This is a genomic window from Allobosea sp. GW822-FHT03F07, assembly GCF_058801345.1.
Window position 1 is genome coordinate 171,411 of sequence record NZ_JBXAND010000005.1, and the last position, 21,776, is coordinate 193,186.

Genomic DNA, 21,776 nt, shown 5'->3' on the forward strand with positions numbered 1-21,776 from the left:
ATGTCCCATGCGTCGCGGTTGCGCGGGCCCAGGCCACGCAACCGATCATGTCGCCATCAGCTCGGATCGGAAAGGCCCCTCGCGACCGTTTCCGCTTCCGTTTCAAGCCCGAGCACGGCGCCGTTCGCCTATCGTGACAGGCTCGCGGCGCTGGCCGGTATTGTCGCGGGGCCCAGGCCCCGCCCTTCACCGCGGCTGCGGCAGCACGCGCAGATAAGGCTTCAGCGTCGTCCAGCCCTGGGGGAACTGCTTCTTGGCGTCGTCATCGGAAACCGAAGCGAGGATGATGACGTCGTCGCCGTTCTGCCAGTTCACCGGCGTCGCGACCTTGTGCTTGGCGGTGAGTTGCATCGAGTCGATCACGCGCAGGATCTCGTCGAAGTTGCGGCCTGTGCTCATCGGATAGACCAGCATCAGCTTGATGCGCTTGTCCGGTCCGATGACGAAGACCGTACGGACGGTCGCATTGTCGGCGGCGGTGCGGCCCTCGGAGGTGCCTTCGATTTCGGCCGGCAGCATGTTGTAGAGCTTGGAGACCGCGAGATCGGTGTCGCCGATCATCGGATAGTTCGGCGCGAAGCCTTGGGTCTCGGCGATGTCCTGGGCCCAGCTCGCATGCCGGTCGACCGGATCGACGCTGAGCCCGATGATCTTGACGCCGCGCCGGTCGAACTCCGGCTTGAGCTTGGCCATCTTGCCGAGTTCCGTCGTGCAGACGGGCGTGAAGTCCTTGGGATGGGAAAAGAGCACGCACCAGCCCTCCCCGATCCAGTCGTGGAACCGGATCTTGCCTTCGGTCGTCTGCGCCTCGAAATCAGGAGCGATGCTGTTGATTTGGAGTGTCATGACCTGTCCTCCCGCTTCCGGCGTCCCCTGAAACGCCAAGGGACACGCGGACCGGACCATGGCGCGCAGGACATGGCGTGGCAACAAGGCATCGCATCGCGAGGCCGGTGGTGACGTCGCCGGGCTAGAGTTCAGCGCCGCTTGCCTTTCGGCCCCCTCGCCTCCGGCGTCTTGGCCTTGTTCTCGAGATCGAGCTTGCGCCAGCGCGCCAGCCTTTCGGGGTCGATGATGCCCTGCTTGACCGCCTCCTGTACCGCGCAGCCGGGCTCGTGCTCGTGGCTGCAATCGCGGAAGCGGCAGAGATGCGTGCGCTCGCTGATCTCGGCGAACAGCGTCTCGAGGCCCGACGCCGCATCGCTGACATGGAGGGTGCGCATGCCCGGGGTATCGATGACCCAGCCCCCACCGGCGATCGCATGCAGCGAGCGCGAGGTCGTGGTGTGGCGGCCCTTGTCGTCGCGGGCGCGGATGCCGCCGGTCTGCTGCTGTTCGCTCTCGCCAGTGCCGGCGAGCGCGTTGACCAGCGTCGACTTGCCGACGCCGGACGAGCCTACGAGCGCGACCGTCCGCCCCTCCTTGCACCAGGGCGCGAGCACGGCAGCCGCATCCGCCCCACGCGGGTTCACGCTCGCGACGACCAGCCCGCGCTGCAGCGCCGCCGCCTGCGCGCGATAGGTTTCGACGTCGTCGACGAGATCGGCCTTGGTCAGCAGGATGACGGGCTCGGCGCCGCTTTCATTGGCGAGCGCCAGATAACGCTCCAGCCTTGCGACGTTGAAATCAGCATTGCAGGAGGTGACGATGAACAGCGTGTCGATATTGGCGCCCGCCAGTTGCGGCGTCTTGCTGCCCTCGACGCGCCGCGCGAGCACGCTCCTGCGCTCCAGCAGGCGCCTCAACCGATGCGTGCCGGGTTCGACCAGCACCCAGTCGCCGACCGTGTAGTCGCCGGTGTTGGTGTGAACCGGCAGTTCCAGCCTGATCGGGCCGTCCGGCGTGATCGCGCTCATCCGGGCGCGATGGACGGTGGCGATACGCGCCGGCACCAGCCCGGCCTCGTCGGGCTCGCATTGCCCGGCGAAGAAATCCGACCAGCCCAGCGCGGCGAGCGTCAACGGGCTTTCATCGTGGTCGGGGCCGGTCACGAGCAGCGCCCGTCATGCAGCGTCATCGTCATGTGCAACGCTAGAGCGGGGATCGGGCCGGCTGGCAAGCCTCCGATGCGGGCGAGCTGCATATAAGCGGCGCAAATACCTCGCGCGAACAAATCATAGCCCTGCGCCAGCCGCGGCTCGCCGCTGGCCGGAGGTTTGCTATGGTCGCGCCGCGCCAGCACCAATGGCCCGCCGAACTCGCTTTGCCCATCAGGAGAACGCCATGACCACCGAACCCTATGATCTGGTCATTCGCGGCGGTACCGTCGGCACGGTCTCGGGCAGCTTCACTGCCGATGTCGCGATCAGTGGCGGCACCATCGCGGCGATCGGCTTAGGCCTCGGCAAGGGCAAGCGCGAGATCGACGCGACCGGCAAATTCGTCCTGCCCGGCGGCATCGACACCCATGCCCATGTCGAGCAGGTCTCGGCCGGCGGCCTGCTCAATGCCGACACCTTCGAGAGCGCCACGACCTCGGCGGCCTTCGGCGGCAACACCACGCTGGTCTCCTTCGCCGCCCAGCATCGCGGCCTCGACCTGCGCAAGGTCGTCGACGACTACGCGGCGCTGGCGAAGCGCGGCGCACTGATCGACTACGCCTTCCACATGATCGTCGCCAATCCGGACAAAAAGACGATCCAGGAGGACCTGCCGGCCCTGATCAAGGAAGGCCACGCCTCAATCAAGGTCTTCATGACCTACGACCTGATCAAGGTCGACGACGAGCCGCTGCTGGACCTGATGCTGACCGCGCGCGAGAACCGCGCCCTGATCTGCGTCCATGCCGAGAACCACGGCATGATCTCCTGGATGGGCAAGAAGCTCGTCGAGCGCGGCTACACCGCGCCGAAGTTCCATTCCATCAGCCACCCGCGCGGCTCGGAATCGGAGGCCTTCACCCGCCTGATCACGCAGGCCGCGCTGATCGACCAGCCGATCATGATCTTCCACGTCTCGACGGCGGAAGGCTGCGCCGTGATCCGCCAGGCGCGCGGACAGGGGCTCAAGGTCTTCGCCGAGACCTGCCCGCAATATCTCTTCCTGACCAAGGCCGATCTCGACAAGCCGGGCATCGAGGGCGCGAAATGGATGTGCTCGCCGCCGCCGCGCGAAGCCGCCGACCAGGATGCGCTCTGGCAGGCGCTGGCGCTCGGCGACCTTCAGACGGTCTCCTCCGACCACGCCCCTTACCGCTTCGACGAGACCGGCAAGCTCTCTGCCGGGCCGAATCCGAACTTCAAGCAGATCGCCAACGGCCTCCCCGGTCTGGAGACCCGCCTGCCCCTGCTCTTCGACGCGCTGGTCTCGAAGGGCCGGCCGGAATTCGCCGGTCGCGGGCTGGAGGCTTTCGTCGATCTGACCGCCACGGCGCCCGCAAAGATCTACAACCTGCCCGGCAAGGGCGCGATCCAGCCGGGCTACGATGCCGACATCGCGATTTGGGATCCCAGGCGCGAGGTCACGATCACGGATGGGGCGATGCACGACCTCACCGGCTTCACACCCTTCGCTGGCCGCAGCGTGACAGGCTGGCCGGAGACCGTGATCCGGCGCGGCGAGGAGATCGTTTCGGGCGGCACGCTCAGGGCCGAGCCCGGCTCCGGCCGCTGGCTCTCACGCACCGGCGGCCCGGCCTGCGAGCCGACCGGTAGGCTCGCTTTGGAAATGGACCCGGCCCGCAATTTCGGTGCGAAGATCCTCTGAGCGGCTGTCGCCTGTCCCCGTAAACACCGCGTCATCCCGGACAAGCGGCGCAACCGCGCTGCTCCGGGATCAATCGTAGAGTGCGAGCCCTCCAATGGATTCCGGGTCAAGCCCGGAATGACAGCGTGAATCCGAGGCAAGGCAAGCCGCCCCTCAAACCTCGGGCGTCCACGGCACCATCCGCAGGATGTTGCCGCCGAGCTGCGCGAAGGCGCGCTGACGGCAGGAGAAGACGATGATCTGCTGGTTGCTGGCTTGCCGATGGAGCGCGTCGAACATCCGCTCGATCCGGTCGTCGTCGGAATAGACCAGCGCGTCGTCGAGGATGACCGGCGCCGGCTGGCCGTCCTTCGCGAGAAGCCGCGCGAAGGCGAGCCGCGTCAGCACGGCGAGCTGCTCGCGCATGCCGCCGCTGAGCACGCCGACGGGCTCCTCCAGCCCGTTGCGGCTGACCGTCCGGGGCAGCAGCGTCTCCTCGTCGAAGGTCACCGTCGCATCCTCGAAGAGCAGCCCGAGCAGCGGCCGCAGCTCTCTCATCACCGGCGCGAAATAATGGTCGCGCGCCTCGGCTCTCGCCGCCTCCAGCGCGTCGCGCAGCCGGGTCAGCAAGGCGACCTCGCGCTCCAGCCCGGCAAGCCGCTTCTGCGCCGCCGCCAGCTTGTCGCCGGCCTCCTGCCAGGCCTCTTCCACAGCCGTATCGGCCTGAGCGCGGATCTGCCCGTTCAGCCCGGCCGTCTCCTCGCGCAGCTTGGCGATCTCGGCCGCCGTCCCATCGACGACGGAGCGCATCCGCCGGAATTTGGCTTCGGCGCCGGCCACGTCGGTCGCGCCCTTGCGGAGCTCGTCTAGCTGAACCAGCACCGCGGCGCAGACCCGCTCGGCCTCGGCCAGCTCTGTCGCGAACGTCGTCTCCTGCGCCATACGACCCGCCTCCGGCCCCAACACCGCCGCCAGACCGGCCAGTTCGGAGGCAACGCTCGCCAATGCCCGCTCGGCTTCGACGACAGCGGCATGGGCCGCATCGCGCTGCGACTGCGCCGCACGGACCGCGCTGCGCGAGGCCGTCACCCGCGCCTCGGCCGTTGCCAGCGCGCTACGCACCGCCTCGGGATCGCCCTTGGCTTCGCCCGCGCCGGCACTCTGGCTCTCCAGCCGCGCGATCTGCTCCTGCAGTGCCGGCAAACCGTCCGGCGCCAGCAATGCGAGGCGCTGCCGGGCGAGGCCGAGCTTTGCGGTCAGATCACCGATCGCGGTCTCGCGCCGGCGCGCTTCGATCAGGCTCTCGACGCCGAGCGTCGCCAGCAGGCTTGCTCGCCGGGTTTCAGCGCGCGCGATGTCGTCATGGGCGCCGCCTTGCGACAATGTCAGCGCCAGGCGGCCGACGCCCTCGATCTCCAGCGTGGCATTGCGCGTCAGGGCGCGCTCCTCGCCATCAGCCAGCGGGGCGCCGTCGATCGCCACCCCTCCGCTCGCCGCCGTGCGATAGTCCATGCGCAGCAGCGGAGCCTGTGCGGCGATCGCGGCCCGCAATCCGACGAGCTCGGTCTCCAGGGCTTCGAGCTGCTTGACCGCGCCGGCCGGCAGCGCCAAGGCCTTCAGCTCGGCCTGGATCGTCTCGACCTCCGCGCGGCCGGCCTCGGCATGGGCCTGCGCCTGCCTCAGCCCCACGAGACGCTCGGTCGCATCGCGCGCCCGCAGGGCCTTTTCGAGGCGGCTCAGCAGTTCGCGCGCCTCGCGTTCCTCGCGCTCCGCCGCTTCGACCGCCTCCGTCGCGGCCTGCCCGGCCAGGCCGGATGCGCGCTGCCGCTCCAGCGCCTCGTCGCGCCTGCGGCTGCCCTCGGCCTCGCGCTCGCGCAGCACGGCAAAGCGCGCCAGATTCTGCCGGTAGCCGTCGAGCCGCTGCCGGGCGGCATCGCGACGGCCGCACGCCAGCGCCGTCTCGACCTCGGCGGTCTTCAGCGCCTCGCCCTGCGCCCTGGCCGTCGCGAAGGCGGCCTCTGCCTGGGCCACCTCGCGCAGGCGCGCCGCCTGCTGCTCGGGGTCCTCCAGCTCGGCCAGCCGGGCCCGCAGGGTGCGACGCCGGTCCAGCGCCTCGCGCAACGCCTTCACCTCGGCAGCCAACCGCCGCTCGGTCTCGACGAGCCGGTCGCGCTCCTCGAGCGCCTGCGCATAAGGGCCGCCGGCCTTTGGCCGTCCCGTCGCCGTCACCAGCCGCGACAGCTCCTCCTCGCAGGCGGCCACCGCCTGCGCCATGCGCCGGCCGCCGGTCAGCGACTCGACCTCACCCTGCACCGAGGTCAGCACGGATTCGCGCGCCCGCTTCTCGCTCTCTTCGTCGCTCTTGGCGCGCCGCTCGATCCCGGTGATGCCCTGTCGCACCCAGAGCAGGCCAGCCGGACCGGCGGTACCGCCCTCCACGAGGTTCGCGATGAAGCGCTCGGCCTCGTCGGCCTGCGCGACGAGGCGCCCCGAGCCGATCTCCCTGATCATCGCCCGGCGCCCGCCATAGAACTGCTTGGTCAGGCGGAACGGACCGTCGCCCGTCAGGATGTCGGCCTCGACCAGCGGATTGCCGCCGCTATAGGGCCGCAGACCCTGGACCGCGCCGGGCGTGCCGGTGTGGGGCTGGAAGAACAGCGCGTGCAGCGCATCGAAACAGGTCGACTTACCGAATTCGTTGACCGCGCAGAGCACGTTTACGCCGTCGCCGATGCCCTCGACGGCGATGCCGCGCCCGGCGAAGCGCCGAACATTATGGAGGCGCAGCGCCGTCAGCTTCATGACGGCAATCTCATGATGACATCGCCTCGCAATAGGAGAACAGCCTGACCAGCGCATCGCGTGCGGCCTGACGTTCGCTGGCCGGGCGGCTCTCGTCGAGGCTCTCGGCCAGCAGCAGGTCGGCCGCATGGCGCAACGCGCCGGCGCGGTCGATCGCGTCGAGGTCCTCGCTGTCGCAATCGGTCGCCAGCGCCTCGGTGTCGATCGAGAGATGCGCGAATTCCGGGGCGGCCGCCGCGATGGCCGCGTCGAGCCCGGCGCGCGCCTGCGGCCGCAGCCTGCCCGATGCGACAAGGCGCAACAGGATCTGCCGGCGGATGCTGCCCGCGGGCAGTCGCTCGCCCAGCGCCGCCGCGGCATCGTCGCCGGAGAGCAGTTCCAGCGGCAGCACACGCCAGTCGAAGCTGCCGGTCTCGACCGGAGCGACCTCGGGCATGGCAGCGGCCCCGGCGAGCGAGACCAGCAAGGCCCGCCCGGGTCCGTCATGCTTGAAGCGGTCCTGCTCCGGCGCGCCGCTATACCAGCTGCGCGGATTGACCTGCATCTGGCCGTGCCAGTCGCCGAGCGCGAGATAATCAAGCCCGGAGCGCTGGGCGCGATCGGGCGCGATCACGTCGAGCCCGGTGCCATCCTCGGAAAAGCTCTGGATCGCCCCATGGGCGAGGCCGATCCGCAGCGCACCCTCGGGCGTGACCGCCCGATCCATCCACTCGGTCAGGTCGCGGCCGGGCCGCCGCGTCGTGCAGGGTGCGGGCAGGATCGCGACGCCGGGCTCCAGTTCGATCGGCTCGGGCTGGATTGCCAGGACGACGTTCGCCGGCAAGGCCGCGCGCGCGGCCGCCCATAATTCGTCCGCCAGCAGGGAATCATGGTTCCCCGGCAGCACGACCCAGCGCAGGGAGGCATGGCCGGCCATGGCCGCGAGTGCCTGCCGCAGCATGGCAGGGCTCGGCGTCTCCGTGTCGAAGCAGTCGCCCGCCAGCAGGATCGTGCCCGCCCCACCGGCGCGCGCCTGCGCGGCCAGCCGGTCGAGCACGGTGTGGCGCGCATCGCGAAGCCGGCCGCGCAGCTCCTCCGGCATCGTGCCGAAGCGCTTGCCGATATGCAGGTCCGAGCTGTGGACGAAACGGAACATCGGGTCTCGCGAAGCCGCGGACGACGAATCCGCCCTGCCTTTGTCGGGACAGAGCGGGCATTTGTCGAGACGCTGGCGCAGCCGGAGCTGGCCGGCTGCACCATGCGGCTGCCGCGGCTATGTCGCGGCGCGCCATTTCCGCCAGGCCGGTGTCAGCAGGATCGCCGCGCTGAGCAGCGCGAGCGTGATCGCGATCGGCGTCGAGACGAGCGCGACCGTCCGTCCACCGGAGATCGTTAGGGCGAGCCGCAACTGGCTCTCGATCATCGGGCCGAGCAGCAAGCCGAGCACGATCGGCGCGCTCGGATAATCGAGCCGCTCCAGCACATAGCCGACCACGCCGACGCCCAGCAGCACCCAGAGGTCGAAGACAGCGTTGTTGACCGAATAGACGCCGATGGTGACGAAGAGCAGGATCACCGGCGCGAGCACGATGCGCGGCAGCCGCAGTACCTGTCCGAAGACGCGCGTCGCCGCAAGGCCCCCGAGAACGGCGAGCAGCAGCGAGGTCACCAGGAACTGCAGCATGAAGCCGTAGACGATGTCGGGATGCTCGCGGAAGAGCTGCGGGCCCGGCCGCAGGCCATGCACGAGCAGGCCGCCGAGGATCACCGCGGCAACGCCCGAACCGGGGATGCCCAGCGCCAGCGCCGGGATCAGCGAGGCCGCATTGTCGGCGCCGTTGCCGCATTCCGAGGCCGCGACGCCCTCGGGATTGCCGTGCCCGAAGGTCTCCGGCTCGCGCGCCACCCGCTTCGCCTCGTTATAGGCAAGGAAGGAGGACATGCTGCCTCCAGCGCCGGGCAGGATGCCGATGATGATGCCGATCACCGAGGAGCGCAGCCAGACCGGCATGAAGTAGCGCCACTGTCGCAGGGCAGAGCCCTGCGCATGCAGCTTGAGCTTGTCGCCGCTCATGCCGGTCTTCACGGCCTCCTCGACCATCTGCAGCACCGGCGGCACCGCGAACAGGCCGGTGAGCAGTACGATGGCGCTGAAGCCATCGAGCAATTCGAGCTGGCCGAAGGTGAAGCGCTCGGTGCCGTTGGAGATGTCCTGTCCGACCGCACCGATCAACAGCCCGATACCGCACGCGATCAGGCCCTTGGGCAGGTCGTCGCCGAGCAGCGAGGAGACGGTGGCCAGCCCGAGGATGCCGAGCCAGAAATACTCGATCGGCCCGAATAGCAGGCTGAACGAGACCAGCGGTGGTGAGAGCACGATCAGCGCGATGGAGGAGAGGACACTGCCGATCACGCCCGAGAGCAGCGCGACCTGGAGCGCATAGGCCGCCTGGCCCTTCTGGGTCATCTTGTAGCCGTCGAGCACGGTGGCGACGGAGGCCGGCGTGCCCGGCACGCGCATCAGGATCGCGGGGATCGCGCCGCCATAGGAGCCGCCATTGTACATGCCGGCCATCATGCCGAGCGCGAACAGCGGATCGAGCCCGAAGGTCAGCGGGATCAGGACGGCGAGCCCGGTGACGACGGTCAGCCCCGGCAGGCAACCGACGACGAGGCCGGCGACCACGCCGATGACCATCGCCAGGATGTTCATCGGCGCGAAGACGAGCGGCACGGCATGCAGCAGCGCGTCGATCATCGGAACAGCCTCCCGAGCGGCGAGAGGACGTCGGGTGGGATCGGACGCTCCAGAGCGAGCACGAAGATCAGCAGGATCGCGACGACCGAGATCACGGCGACGCCGAAGGATAGACCCCAGCGTCGAAACCCGACACTTGCCGGAAGCAGGACCCCAAGCGCGACGCTCGGCAGGATGAAACCGATCTGGCTGACCGCGAGAAAATAGAGAATGAGCGCGGCCAGACCGATCGCCAGCCGCGGGCCATGTTCGGCGAAGCTGCCCGCCATGGCGCGCCCTTGCCGGCGGCGCAACACCTCACGCAGCAGAATCCAGCAGCCGAGCCCGGCGAGCGCGACCCCGATAACGAGAGGATAGGTCGCACTATCGCCGGGATAGGCCGAGGCCGTGAGGATGACGGCGATCGCTCCCGCCACCAGGACGGCGGCGAATCCGATCTCGGCGAGGCTGCGCGAGCCCGGCGCAGGCGCGCCGCCTCCCTCCTGCGTCGGGGCTGACGCGCTGCTCACTTCCACGGCGTCGCCTTCCAGGTCGCTTCCAGATCGCGCGTCGCGCCGTCGAGGAAGGCCTTGTAGTCGGTAGAGGCGAGGTATTGCAGCGGAATCTCGGCGCGCTTGGCCGCGTCGAGATATTCCGGATCCTTGAGCGCCTGATCGACGGCCTTCTCCAGCTTCGCAATGATCTCGGCCGGGATGCCCTTCGGCGCGGCGATGCCGCGCGTGGCGCCCGCCACGACGTCATAGCCGCCCTCGCGGAACGTCGGCGCATCCGGCAGATAGGGCGAACGCTCGGCGCTCATGACGCCGATCACCCTGATCTGGCCCTCACGCGCGATCTGCAGCGCTTCGCTCAGATTCATCGTCGCGGCGGGGATGTGCCCACCCAGCACGGCCTGCCGAACCGGCGCGGTGCCGCCGAAGAAGGCCGGCGTGAATTTGGTATCGGCGAGGCGCTGGAAGTTCAGCAGCGCGATATGCTCGGAGGAGCCGCTGACGCCGGAGGTGCCGATAACGACGGCACCGGCCCCCTTCTTCGCGGCATCGACGATGTCCTTCAGCGAGGTATAGGCGCTGTTTTTCGGCACGACGAGGACACCGGGGTCGTAGACGAGGTTGGCGACCGGCTGGAAGTCGCTCATCTTGAACTTGGCCTTGCCCTCGATGACCAGCGCGTTGATCGCAGGCGCGTTGATGAAGCCGATCGTGTAGCCGTCCGGCTTGGCCTGTGCGACCGCCGTCCAGCCGATCTCACCGCCGGCTCCGGGCTTGTTGATCACACCGATGCGGGCATTCCCGCCGAGATATTTCTCCATGTAGCGGGCGATCGAGCGCGCCGCGACGTCGGTGCCGCCGCCGGGCGCGAAGGCGACGATCATCTCGATCGGCCTTTCGGGATAGGCCTGCGCGAGGGCCGGCGCCGGGCCGGCGAGGATCGCGGCGAGACCGCCAATTAACGTCAGCGTCTTCATGATCGGCTCCTTCGTTGGGTCGGTCGTGATGGCAGTCTCGGGCAAGGGCGATGGGTGCAGTCGTCGCTGTCAGGCAGGTGCGTGATCGCGCGGTTCGGCGACCAATGCGTCGGCATCGACCCATTCGTCGCCGAGAAGCTCCGGCGTGGCGAAGGCGACGAGCGCTTCGTAGTGCGTCTTGCGGTCGGCGACGAAGAGCGCGCGGGCGATGCCGCGCGCCAGCCGCTGCGCGCCCTCGCTGACCGCCGGAATGTCGCCCGACAACTTCCCATGCGAGAGCATCGCCGGGTAGTTGAAGCAGTGGATCTGCGTGAGCGCCGGGCAGATCCCGGGCTCGCGCTCCTGGAATTCGAAGCTCGGACCGAGATCGGGGGCACTCGCCAGCTCGGCGTTGTCGATGCCGGCCGGCGGCGCGTAGCGGTCCTTCCAGAAGCGGATGAAGGGCGCGACGGCGGCAAGTTCGCCGCGCAGGCCGAGATCGACCGAGAAACCCGTCGCCATGATCAGGAAATCGAGCGGATACGCGCCCTTCCCCGTCGTCAGGACGAGATGGCCGTCGCGCTCGACGAGGCTCTCGATCGGGCTGCCGAGATGGAAGCGCGCCTGTGGGTGACGCGACACGCGCAGCGTCGAGTCGCGCGGAGGCGGCGTCTGCGCCTTCATGGCGTAGTCGAGGAAGCGCCATTTCCAGTCGTCGGGCAGACCTGCGAAGCCGTGGACGACACCCTGGCTGCCGATGCCGGTGAACTTGTTGATCCGCGGCAGGTCCTTGCGGCGAACGAACAGATCCAGGCTCGCCGCGCCACGCTCCAGTGCCTCCGCGGCATTGTCCATAGCCGAGGCGCCGGCGCCGACGACGCCGACGCGCTTGCCCGCGAGCGCGGCGAAGTCGATCTCGTCGGCGCTATGGGCCCAGAGATTGCGGTCGATACCGGAGACGATCGGCGGCGCCCAGGAGCCGCCGAGCCCGTCGCGGCCCGTCGCCAGCACGAGATGGCGGGCATGGATCACGCGCTCGGCGCCGGCTTCGCTCAGGCGCAGCGTCAGCAGGTCATCGGGGCCGGGCGCGACCGCGACGAGTTCGACCTCGTTGCGGACCGGAAGCTCCAGCACCTTGCGGTACCAGACCAGGTACTCCATCCACTGCCGGCGTGGGATCTTGCCGAGCGCCTCCCAGGCCTCGACCCCGAACTGCGCCTCATACCAGGCCCGGAAGGTCAGCGCCGGCAGCCCCAGCGCCGGTCCGGTCAGTTGCTTGGGCGAGCGCAGGGTCTCCATGCGGGCGAACGTCACCCACGGCCCCTCGCGGCCGGCCGGCGCCTTGTCGAGCACCAGCAGGCTGGCGATGCCCAGCCCCTTGATCGCGGCAGCCGCCGCCAGGCCGCACATGCCCGCCCCGACCACGACGACGTCGGTCACCGGCTGCCCGGCGATCTCGCGCGGCGGTACCCAGCTCTTGGCCGGCCATTCCAGCCAGGACAGGTCCTGCTGCAAACGGAGCTCGAGCTGGCGCAACCCAAACGGCTGCTGCGGAACGGCGTTCATGGCGTCATGTCTCGTAGGGACGGCGCGGCGGGCTGTCCGAAGGCATCAGCCATCAGCCGGTCGCGCGCCGCTGCAGGGTGCTTGACGAAACCGGGAATGGTTTCGCGGGAAATTGCGTCGAGCCGGTCGATCAGGCCCGAGATCAGCGCCGTCGAGGGACGCCCATAGGGCGTGATCACCGCCCAGAAGAAAGAGATCGGCACGTCGATCGGCCGGATCGCGACACCATCCACCGGCATGCCGCAGGCGATGACCGGCTCGACAATGGCGATGCCGAGGCCGGCGCGTGCCGACATGATTGCGGTGTTCGAGGTGTTGGTGTCGAGCACAGAGGCCGGGACGACGCCCCGCTCGCGCAAGGCGAGATCGACCCGCCGGCGCCAGCGGAAGGGATTGGCCATGGTGATCAGCCGCCGGCCGGCCAGAGCCGCGAGCGGAATGCGCTCTGCCTGCGCCAGCGGATCGCCCGCCGCGACGGCCGCGACGCAGGGCGCCTCCCCGATCCAGTGGATCTCCAGCGCCGGATGATCCACGGGCAGGCTGGTGATGCCGATCTCCGAGACCTGCGTCGCCACCGCCTGGACCACCTGTTCGGCCAGCGCCGTGCGGATATGGATCTGTTCCGGCAGGCTGGCTTCACCCAGGCGCTGCAGCGCCGTCGGCAGCATTCCGACCGAGAACGAGGCGATCGATGCGACCGACAGCGAGCGCGGCCGGTCGAGCGCGATCGCATCGGCCCGCTCGCGCAACTGCCGGAGCCAGGCCATCACCGGCTCGACCTCCTGATGGAAGCGCAACCCCTGCTCGGTCGGGGTGACGCGCGGGCCGGCGCGGTGGAGCAGCCCGAAGCCGAGCGAGGTTTCGAGATCCTGGATCAGGCGGGTAAGCGCCGGCTGCGAGCGGCCGAGCAGACGGGCGGCCCCGGTGATGCTGCCGGCGGACATGACCGCTGCGAAGGCCTCAAGCTGCTTCAGGTCCATCCGTCTCACCATTCACATTCCGAATGATATGGACATCATGATGCGGGTCAAGCATCATTCTTGCATGCCCCTTTTTCAGGCTGCCCCATCCTGCGCGGAAAGGACGAGATGACGTTGATTGAAGAGCTCGCCGGCGTGCAGGCCGGCACCCCGCTGGCCGATGCGCTCGCGCAACGGGCCGAGATCATGGGGCTGAGCCAGGCCAGCCACGATGCCGTGCTGTTGCCGCGCGACCCCGGCGGGCTCAGCCATGCCGAGCGCGCCGCCCTCGCGGCCCGGATGGCCGGCGCGAACGCCGATCCGGCGCTGGTCGCGCACTACCGGACGTTGCTGACGCAGCGCGGCGAGACTTCTGCCCTGGCCGCCGTAGCAGTCGGCGAAAGCCCAATGGTCGATCCGCGCTTCGCCGCCATCATCCGCCACGCCGACCTGCTGACGCGGCGGACCCGCGAGGCGCGCAAGGACGACATCGCAGCCCTCGTCGCCGCGGGCGTCAGCGAGCCGGATATCGTCCGCCTCGCTGAACTCGCGGCCTTCGTCAACTATCAGGCCCGGGTGATCGCGGGCCTGCGCCTTCTGGGAGCGGCGGCATGAGCAAGGTCGTCCATGAATTCACCGCGACCGTCCCGCGCTGGTCGCCCTATGTCACGCCGGTTGAGCTCGACAAGGCGACGCAGGAGCAGCGCGACGCCATGCAGATCACGCCGTCGAGCAAGGGCATCTCGCCCTATGTTTTGACGCTGGCGCATGATCCGGAATCGCTGAAGGTGCGCTCGCCGCTGTTCAACACGATCATGTACGGCAAGGGCGGCCTGTCCTCGGCCGAGCGCGAGCTCGGCGCGGTCGCGGCATCGATCGTCAATTCCTGCGTCTACTGCGTCGCGGTCCACGCCTCGCGCTTCAACCAGCTCACCAAGCGCCCCGAGGTGATGGAGACGATCTTCGCAGGCGGCGTCGAGGCGGAACTCGAAGACCATCATCAGGCGATCTTCGATTTCGCCGTGAAGCTCTCGCAATCGCCGCCGGCCGCCGGGCCGGCCGAGATCGCGGCGCTGCGCGACATCGGCCTGTCGGAGATCGAGATCCTCGATTTGATCCTGTCGGCCTCGATCTTCGGCTGGGCCAACCGCCTGATGCACACGCTGGGTGAGCCGGTCAGGGATTGATCGGCTTCACTCGCCGCGCAATTGGCGGTGCAATTCCCCGCGGTCGAGTGTCGCGAGGTTCAGCGCCGGCAGCAGATCGTTCTCGGCCCTGAAGTCACGAGCGCAGATCGCATCGAACAGGGCGATGCCGGCCTGGTGCAGCGGCAGGGGGACACCGGCGATCCGCCCCAGCACCTCCAGCGGCGCGAGCCCGAAGGGCACATCCTCGGTAATGAAGCGGGTGTCCAGCGTCTTCGGGCCCAGCAGCTCCGGCCGGTTCTTGTAGACGGCTGCCGCCATCTCGCCGACCGGACCGGGCGTCACGCCGAATGAGTGAACATAATGGTCCTGCACGCTGCGCACGGAGAGGCCGAAGGCCCGTGCCAGCGCCAGCCGCTCGACATCCATCGCATCGACGATGCGGCCGACGCCCTGCGTGATCGAACCGTAATTCGGCCAGTCCTCGCCGCGTTCGGCCCGCGTCAGGTTGCCGAGCATGTTGGCGACATGCGCCGGCGGGTTGAGATTGCTGAGCATGATCGCCAGTACGTCGTCGCGCGCCTCGAAACGGTCGCCGAACAGGGCGCGGCAGGTAGCGAGCCCAGTCTGCGCACGGCGTACCGGCAGCGTCGCGACGTCGAGCTTGGCGCGGATGCCGGAAATGTGGACGCTGCGCGGCCCGCTCTTGCGGGCGGTCAGCGCCGTCGTCGCCCAGCAGGCGATCGGCAGGTCGAGGCCGCGCTGCATCAGCAGGCGATGCAGGTAGAGCGCCGCGAAGGAGCAATGCGCGCTGATGATGACGCTCTGCCCGGCGACGAGATGCGGCGCCATCGCCTCGATCACGGCCCTGAAGCCATTGGCCTGCACGGCGACGATGACCGCTTCCGCCCCCGCCAGGGCCTCGCCACAGCCGGCCGCGACCGCAAGCGGCAGCGACGCCTCGATCTTGCCGGTCGCCGTCAGCGCCGCACTGCCGGCGAAATCGGTCAGTGCCGCACCGCTGGGGGACCAGAGGATGGGCTCGTGGCCCCGCGTGGTCAGGTAGGCGGCGTAGCCGCGTCCGATCCCGCCGGAGCCGATGATGGCGACGCGCATGGAAGTTCCTTCGAAGGGTGGTCAGACGACCTCGAGGCCACCCAGCACATGCTGGTGGACGATGAGCTCGAGCCCGGGCCGGTCTTTCTGCCGCAGACGCTCGACGATGTCGTAGTGCTCCTGAACGGTGCGGGCGAGCAGCGTCGCGGTATTCTTTTCGCGGGTCAGCGTCACCGGCACGCGACTGCGCAGGTCGAAGATCATCGAGACCAGATCGCCGTTCGGGCAGAATTCGAGCATGGCAGCGTGGAAGGCGTAATTCGCCTCCTCCTGCGCGACGACCGTGCCCGCCGCCACGGCCTCGGCAAATACATCCGCCTGCCGATCGAGCCGGGCGAGCCCGGCCTCGTCGATATGCTTCAGCACCTCCACGGCGGCCGCGACCTCGAGGATCGCTCGGATCGTCACCACATTGCGAAAGCGTTGCTTGTCGAAGGTCTCGACCCGGTAGCCGCGATTGGCCTCCAGCTTGACGAAGCCCTTCTCCTCGAGCCGGTCGAGCGCCTGGCGGATATCGAGGCGCGAAGCGCCGTATTGTGCCTCCAGATCGACCTGCTTCAGCCAGGAGCCGGCGCTGAGCCGGCCGGTGCTGATGTCCTTCTCGATCAGCTTGGCGAGTTCGCGCGCCCGCACGGCGCTGCCACCCGCAGTCCGCTTGTCCTGGCTTTCGGCGCGCGTTGCACCGTTCTGCTGCGTGACCAGAGCCATTTGTCCTGCATTCCCGAGACGATTCAGGTCGACTGCTTCCATGAACGTTTTGCTTCGGATGTCCCGCCTCTGGCAACCGCCGCCGCTGCCGGCGACGCTTGCCGAAAGATTGAGCCGCCCTGCGAACAAAACGGCGATTGACAGATGCCAATCGTGAACTCACGATTGGCGCCAATATCGAACACGAGGGGATCGTCAATGTCCAGCACTTCGCTTCTCCCATTTCGTTCAAGCCTCTCCGGAGCGCGTCTCCTGGCGCTGACCGTGGGCGCCGCCGTCCTCGCCGGGCCGGCCACGGCGCGGGACCTGACGATCGCACTGTCGAGCAACGTCAACACGCTCGACCCGTTCAAATCGACCACCGTCGGCACCGACCTCAGCGTCGCCGCGCATATCTATACGCCGCTGGTCGACCGCGGCCCCGATATGAAGCTGCGTCCCGGCCTGGCGACGAAATGGGAGGCTGTCGGCGACACCGCCTGGCGCTTCACCCTGCGCGAGGGCGTGACCTTCTCCAACGGCGAGAAGCTCGACGCCGAGGCGGTGAAATGGAATGTCGAACGCGTGCTCGACCCGAAGACGGCTGCGCGCAACAAGCCCTGGTTCGCATCGATCGCCGAGGTGAAGGTGATCTCGCCCAGCGTCGTCGAGTTCGTGACGAAGGGCGCCTATCCCGATCTGCCCGAGCAGATGTCGATGTTCCTGCTGATGCCGCCGAAATGGACCGCCGAAAACAACCCTTCGGTCGCGGCGCTCGGCAGTGGTCCTTATGAGCTCGTGCGCTTCGCCAGCGGCGACCGCGTCGTGCTCAAGGCCCGCAAGGACTATTGGGGCGAGAAGCCCGCCTTCGACAACGTCACCTTCCGCATCATCCCCGAGGATTCCTCGCGCATCGCCGCCCTCGTGGCGGGCGACGTCGATCTGGTCACCGGCTTTCCGACCTCCGAGATCGCCCGCATCAAGGCGAGCGGCAAGGTCGACGCGGCCTCGGTACCGGGCACGCGCGGCATGTTCATCAAGCTCAACGGGCTGCGGGCGCCCTTCAAGGACACTCCCAAGATCTGGCGCGCGCTCAACCTCGCCATCGATCGCAAGGCGATCAATGACGGGCTGCTCGACGGCCTCGGCGAGATCAGCGCCTGCCAGCCGCTGTCGCCGACCTATTTCGGCTTCAACCCCGATCTCAAGCCGATCGCCTACGATCCTGCCCAGGCAAAGAAACTCCTGGCCGAGGCTGGCGTCGCCAACAGCCTGACCATGGAGCTCGAGGTCCCGACCGGCCGTTACATCCAGGCCTCGGATATCGCCCAGGTCGTCGCCTCGCAGCTTGCCGAGGTCGGCGTCACCGTGAAGCTGCGCGAGATGGAATTCGGCGCCTTCATGAACAAGTACATCGTCGGCAAGAACCTCGGCGACTCCGCTTATTTCGGGCTGGGCTGGCCGACGCTCGACGCCGGCGGCCTGCTGAACTTCTGGGAAACAGAGAACCCGCAGTCTTACTGGGGCAACGCGGCCTTCACCGACGCGGCCAAGGCCGCCCGCTCGACCAACGATCCGGCCAAGCGCCTGGCCCTCTACAAGACGCTGACCAAGCAGCTCTGCGAGGATTCCCCCTCGATCTTCCTGTTCTTCACCCCGATCACCTACGGCCAGTCCAAGGCCATCGCCTGGCAGGCGCGCGGCGACGATTGGGTGCGCGCGATGGACGTCAAGACGCGCTGAATAGGCCTCCGCCGACCATCCTGGCGGCGGGCAGCCTGGCCCGCCGCACGGGCTTTGCCTGATTTCCGATCAACCGGACCGCAACCTCGTCATGACCGTTCAAGACCAAATCGCCCCGAAGCTGCGCGTCGGCGTCGATTCCGGCGGCACCTTCACCGATGTCTGCATGTTCGACGAGACGCGCGGTGAAATCCATGTCTGGAAGGTGTCGAGCACGCCGCAGGATCCGTCGCTCGGCATCGCCGGCGGCATCGAGCAGGGCGTGGCCGAAGTCGCCAAGGCGACAGGCCAGGCGGTCGAGGTGGTCTATTTCGGCCATGGCACGACGGTGGCGACCAATGCCCTGATTGTCGGGCGCGGCGCGGAGACAGGGCTGATCACCACCAAGGGCTTCCGCGACGTGCTCGAACTGCGCCGGCAGAAGCGCGATTCCCTCTACGACATTCAGACCCAGAAGCCGCGCATACTGGTCACTCGCGACAAGCGCCTCGAGGTCAGCGAGCGCGTGCTCTTCGACGGCAGCATCCTAACGCCGCTGGACGAGAACGAGGTCCGCACTGCGGCCCGCAAGCTCAAGGCGGACGGCATCACCACCGTCGCGGTCTGCTTCCTGTTCTCCTTCGTCGAGCCGGTGCATGAGAAGCGCGTCAAGGAGATCCTCGCCGAGGAGATGCCGGGCGCCTTCGTCTCGATCTCGCACGAGGTCGCGCCGGAATTCCGCGAATACGAGCGGCTCTCGACCACGGTCGTGAACGCCTATCTCGGCCCGATCATGAAGTCCTATCTCTCGAAGCTGCAGCCGCGCCTCGCCGAGATCGGCATCGACGCCCATCCGCACCTGACGCAGTCCAATGGCGGCGTGATCTCCTCGGAGGTGGCGCAGAACTTCCCGGCGCGCACCGTGCTGTCCGGACCTGCCGCCGGCGTCATCGCGGCGCTTTCGGTCGGCAGGCTGGCCGGCTTCGACAACGTCATCACCTTCGACATGGGCGGGACCTCGACCGACGTCTCGCTGATCGACCGCGGCCGGCCTCAGATGGCGAACGACGCCAATGTTCACGGCTATCCGCTGAAGCTGCCCATGCTCGACATCCACACGGTCGGCGCCGGCGGCGGCTCGATCGCCCATATCGACGCGGGCGGGCTGCTCAAGGTCGGCCCACGCTCGGCGGCAGCCGATCCCGGCCCGGTCTGCTACGGCCGCGGCAATGAGGAGCCGACCGTCACCGACGCCAATGTCGTGCTGCAGGTGCTCAACCCGACGCATCTGCTCAACGGCCGCATGAAGATCGATCAGGCCGCCGCCAAGGCCGCGATCGGCAAGCTCGCCGACCAGCTCGGCCTCGGCGTGATGGAGACCGCGCAGGGCATCATCAGCGTCGTCATCGCCAACATGGCCAAGGCCATCCGCGTGATCTCGGTCGAGCGCGGCTATGATCCGCGCGACTACGTCATGCTCGGCTTCGGCGGTGCCGGCCCGATCCATGCCTCGAGGCTCGCCCGCGAGCTCGATATCCCCCGCCTCGTCATCCCGAAATATCCGGGCATCATGTGTGCGCTCGGCCTGCTGCTCACCGATCTGCGCACCAATCTCTCGCTGACGCGCCTGCTGCCGTTGAGCGAGGACGGCGCGCCGAAGATCGAGAGCGGTTTCGCGGGCTTGGAAGAACGCGGACGCGAGTGGTTCGCGCAGGAGGCGATCCCGCAGGAGCGTCGTTCGCTGATCCGTTCGATCGACATGCGCTATGGCGGCCAGGGCTATGAGCTGACAGTCCCCTGCCCGGCCGGTCCGATCGATGCGGCCGCCCTGGTGAAGCTGCGCGAGGCGTTCGAGCGCATCCACCATCAGGTCTATGGCTACATCGCCGCCGAGGAGCCGGTGCAGGTCACGACCCTGCGCATCGAGGCCGTCGGACTGGTGCCGAAGGCCGATCTCAAGGCTTATCCGCCGGCGAGTGGCACGAGCGATGCCGCCATCACCAGCTGGCGCGAGGTCTGGCTGCCCGAGACCGGCGGCTTCACCCGCTGCCCGATCTACGACCGCGCCTTGCTCGGCCCCGGCCACAAAGTGGCGGGGCCGGCCATCATCGACCAGATGGATTCGACCACCCTCGTCCTGCCCGGACAGACGGCGACGGTCGATGCCTGTCTCAACCTGATCCTGGAGGGCTGACCATGCTGGACAACGTCAGGACGGAACTCGATCCGATCACCGTCGAGGTCATCGGCAGCGCGCTCACCACCATCGTCGAGGAGATGGGCAAGGCGATCATCCGCGCCGCCTATTCGACCAACATCAAGGAGCGGCAGGACTGCTCGACCGCGCTCTTCGATGCTGAAGGACGCACCATCGCCCAGGCCGAGCACATTCCGGTGCATCTCGGCTCGCTGCTCGGCATCGCCGAGCACGTCTTCAAGAGCCATGACCTCTCGACGGTGAAGCCCGGCGACGTCTTCGTCGGCAACGACGCCTATACCGGCGGCGGCACCCATCTCAACGACATCGTCTTCCTGGAACCGATCTTCCATGGCGGCGAACTGGTCGCCTGGGTGACGAACCTCGCCCACCACTCCGACTTCGTCGATCGCGGCCACGCCCACATCTTCCAGGAAGGCCTGCGCATCCCGCCGGTCAGGCTCTATCGCGAGGGCGTGCTGCAGGAAGACCTGATGTCGCTGATCCTGCTGAACTGCCAGGTTCCGCGCGAGCGCATCAACGATTTCCGCGCCCAGATGGCGGCAAACCGGCTCGGCGTGCAGCGCTATCAGGCGCTTTGCGACAAATACGGCCGGGAAACCGTGACGGCGGCGGGCGCCCAGGTGCTCGATTACACCGAGCGCCGCACGCGCGCCGGCATCGCGACCATTCCCGACGGCACCTACCGCTTCCGCCACGACTTCGACAGCAACCTCGTCGACGGCGTGATGGACCTCCAGGTCGTTATCGAGGTCAAGGGCGACGAGATCTCGATCGACTTCCCCGATGCACCGCCCCAGGTCCGCGCTCCCATCAACATGGTCTACACGGCGCTGCTGGCGACGGTCTATTTCGCGATCAAGGCGGTGGTCGATCCCGATTTGCCGGCCAATGCCGGCTTCCACCGGCCGATCCATGTCTCGGCGCCGCTCGGCTCGGTGCTGAATTCGGTCGCCCCGGCGGCCGTCTACAGCCGCACCGATATCGGCCAGCGCCTCGTCGACATGATCTTCGCCGCACTTGCCGAGGTCGTTCCGGAGCGCATCGCCGCCGCCTCGACCGGCGGCACCCTGCTGACGACCAGCGGCATGCACCCGCGCACCGGTCGCTTCTACGTCTATAACGAGATGCATGGCGGCGGCATGGGCGCACGCGCCGACAAGGACGGGCTCGACGGCGTGCAGGTCAACACCACCAACACCGCCAACCTGCCGATCGAGGCGCTCGAAACCGAGCACCCGGTCATGGTCGAATGCTATGAGCTGGTGCAGGACTCCGGTGGCGCGGGCGAATATCGCGGCGGCATGACGCTGCGCCGCCGCGTCAGGATGCTCGACCATATGGCCCGCATCTCGGCCGGCGGCACCAACTCGATCGTGCCGCCCTTCGGTCTCGCCGGCGGTGAACCGGGCTCGACGGCCCGCGTCGAGCTGTCGCCGGGCGCAAAGCCGCTCGACCGCCGCACCGGCATCCTCCAGCCCGGCGAATGGGTCGGCATGGTCGCGGCGGGCGGTGGCGGCTTCGGCGATCCGAAGAAGCGCGATCGCGCTCTGGTCGAGCGCGATCTGCGCGAGGAACGGATCTCGCGGCAGGCCGCCGTCGAGATTTACGGGCTGAAGCTCTGAGGATCGTGGGCGCGATGGAGGCGAGCACGATGAAGGCCTGCTCGATGAAGGCCCGTCCGATGAAGGCT

18 protein-coding genes are annotated in these 21,776 nt (G+C 68.3%); 6 read left to right on the plus strand and 12 right to left on the minus strand.

Annotation, left to right across the window (positions count from 1 at the left end; translation table 11 throughout):
- Window positions 1–186: 186 nt before the first annotated feature.
- Together AC1RMY_RS16445 and rsgA are read right to left on the minus strand one after the other, a co-directional pair.
- A complete protein-coding gene (locus AC1RMY_RS16445) occupies window positions 187–846 on the minus strand; it encodes a peroxiredoxin (protein ID WP_492866261.1) in 660 nt (219 codons plus the stop codon).
- Window positions 847–977: 131 nt separating this feature from the next.
- A complete protein-coding gene (gene rsgA / locus AC1RMY_RS16450; protein ID WP_492866263.1) occupies window positions 978–1,991 on the minus strand; it encodes a ribosome small subunit-dependent GTPase A in 1,014 nt (337 codons plus the stop codon).
- A 232-nt stretch (window positions 1,992–2,223) separates the two neighbouring features.
- On the opposite strand from rsgA, the gene hydA reads away from it, so the two are divergent.
- Window positions 2,224–3,705: a dihydropyrimidinase gene (gene hydA / locus AC1RMY_RS16455; protein WP_492866265.1), complete on the plus strand. Its 1,482-nt coding sequence runs from the start codon at window positions 2,224–2,226 to the stop codon at window positions 3,703–3,705.
- A gap of 153 nt (window positions 3,706–3,858) precedes the next feature.
- On the opposite strand, the gene AC1RMY_RS16460 is transcribed toward hydA, so the two are convergent.
- The 7 genes from AC1RMY_RS16460 to AC1RMY_RS16490 form a co-directional block, all read right to left on the minus strand.
- A complete protein-coding gene (locus tag AC1RMY_RS16460; protein WP_492866267.1) occupies window positions 3,859–6,486 on the minus strand; it encodes an AAA family ATPase in 2,628 nt (875 codons plus the stop codon).
- Window positions 6,487–6,496: 10 nt separating this feature from the next.
- Window positions 6,497–7,621 (minus strand): metallophosphoesterase family protein, encoded by a 1,125-nt coding sequence (locus tag AC1RMY_RS16465; protein WP_492866269.1) that lies wholly within the window; start codon window positions 7,619–7,621, stop codon window positions 6,497–6,499.
- A 117-nt stretch (window positions 7,622–7,738) separates the two neighbouring features.
- Window positions 7,739–9,223: a tripartite tricarboxylate transporter permease gene (locus tag AC1RMY_RS16470; protein WP_492866271.1), complete on the minus strand. Its 1,485-nt coding sequence runs from the start codon at window positions 9,221–9,223 to the stop codon at window positions 7,739–7,741.
- Complete coding sequence (locus tag AC1RMY_RS16475) at window positions 9,220–9,738, minus strand: tripartite tricarboxylate transporter TctB family protein (RefSeq protein ID WP_492866273.1); 519 nt, start codon at window positions 9,736–9,738, stop codon at window positions 9,220–9,222. Before AC1RMY_RS16475 ends, AC1RMY_RS16470 begins: the two co-directional genes overlap by 4 nt.
- On the minus strand, window positions 9,729–10,691 hold the full coding sequence (locus tag AC1RMY_RS16480; RefSeq protein ID WP_492866275.1) for a Bug family tripartite tricarboxylate transporter substrate binding protein: 963 nt from the start codon (window positions 10,689–10,691) through the stop codon (window positions 9,729–9,731). The genes AC1RMY_RS16475 and AC1RMY_RS16480 overlap by 10 nt, the downstream gene beginning before the upstream one ends.
- A 69-nt stretch (window positions 10,692–10,760) precedes the next feature.
- Window positions 10,761–12,236: an NAD(P)-binding domain-containing protein gene (locus AC1RMY_RS16485; RefSeq protein ID WP_492866277.1), complete on the minus strand. Its 1,476-nt coding sequence runs from the start codon at window positions 12,234–12,236 to the stop codon at window positions 10,761–10,763.
- Window positions 12,233–13,216, minus strand: a complete 984-nt coding sequence (locus AC1RMY_RS16490) for a LysR family transcriptional regulator (protein ID WP_492866279.1) — start codon at window positions 13,214–13,216, stop codon at window positions 12,233–12,235. Before AC1RMY_RS16490 ends, AC1RMY_RS16485 begins: the two co-directional genes overlap by 4 nt.
- A 108-nt stretch (window positions 13,217–13,324) precedes the next feature.
- On the opposite strand from AC1RMY_RS16490, the gene AC1RMY_RS16495 reads away from it, so the two are divergent.
- A complete protein-coding gene (locus tag AC1RMY_RS16495) occupies window positions 13,325–13,810 on the plus strand; it encodes a CMD domain protein (protein WP_492866281.1) in 486 nt (161 codons plus the stop codon).
- Window positions 13,807–14,382, plus strand: a complete 576-nt coding sequence (locus tag AC1RMY_RS16500; protein WP_492866283.1) for a peroxidase-related enzyme — start codon at window positions 13,807–13,809, stop codon at window positions 14,380–14,382. The genes AC1RMY_RS16495 and AC1RMY_RS16500 overlap by 4 nt, the downstream gene beginning before the upstream one ends.
- 6 nt (window positions 14,383–14,388) lie before the next feature.
- Here the strand turns inward: AC1RMY_RS16500 and AC1RMY_RS16505 are convergent, their stop codons facing one another.
- From AC1RMY_RS16505 to AC1RMY_RS16515, 3 genes are read right to left on the minus strand one after another with little or no spacing between them, the layout of a single operon-like run.
- A complete protein-coding gene (locus tag AC1RMY_RS16505; RefSeq protein ID WP_492866285.1) occupies window positions 14,389–15,456 on the minus strand; it encodes an NAD/NADP octopine/nopaline dehydrogenase family protein in 1,068 nt (355 codons plus the stop codon).
- A gap of 21 nt (window positions 15,457–15,477) precedes the next feature.
- Window positions 15,478–16,164 carry a GntR family transcriptional regulator gene (locus AC1RMY_RS16510; protein WP_492866287.1) on the minus strand — a complete coding sequence of 229 codons (687 nt, stop codon included), beginning with the start codon at window positions 16,162–16,164 and terminating at the stop codon, window positions 15,478–15,480.
- A 23-nt stretch (window positions 16,165–16,187) separates the two neighbouring features.
- On the minus strand, window positions 16,188–16,373 hold the full coding sequence (locus AC1RMY_RS16515; RefSeq protein ID WP_492866289.1) for a hypothetical protein: 186 nt from the start codon (window positions 16,371–16,373) through the stop codon (window positions 16,188–16,190).
- Window positions 16,374–16,428: 55 nt separating this feature from the next.
- Between AC1RMY_RS16515 and AC1RMY_RS16520 the strand changes: the two genes are divergently transcribed.
- The 3 genes from AC1RMY_RS16520 (at window position 16,429) to AC1RMY_RS16530 (ending at window position 21,708) form a co-directional block, all read left to right on the plus strand.
- Complete coding sequence (locus AC1RMY_RS16520) at window positions 16,429–17,886, plus strand: ABC transporter substrate-binding protein (protein ID WP_492866291.1); 1,458 nt, start codon at window positions 16,429–16,431, stop codon at window positions 17,884–17,886.
- A 91-nt stretch (window positions 17,887–17,977) separates the two neighbouring features.
- A complete protein-coding gene (locus AC1RMY_RS16525; RefSeq protein WP_492866293.1) occupies window positions 17,978–20,059 on the plus strand; it encodes a hydantoinase/oxoprolinase family protein in 2,082 nt (693 codons plus the stop codon).
- Window positions 20,060–20,061: 2 nt separating this feature from the next.
- A complete protein-coding gene (locus AC1RMY_RS16530) occupies window positions 20,062–21,708 on the plus strand; it encodes a hydantoinase B/oxoprolinase family protein (RefSeq protein ID WP_492866295.1) in 1,647 nt (548 codons plus the stop codon).
- The last annotated feature ends 68 nt before the right edge of the window (window positions 21,709–21,776 follow it).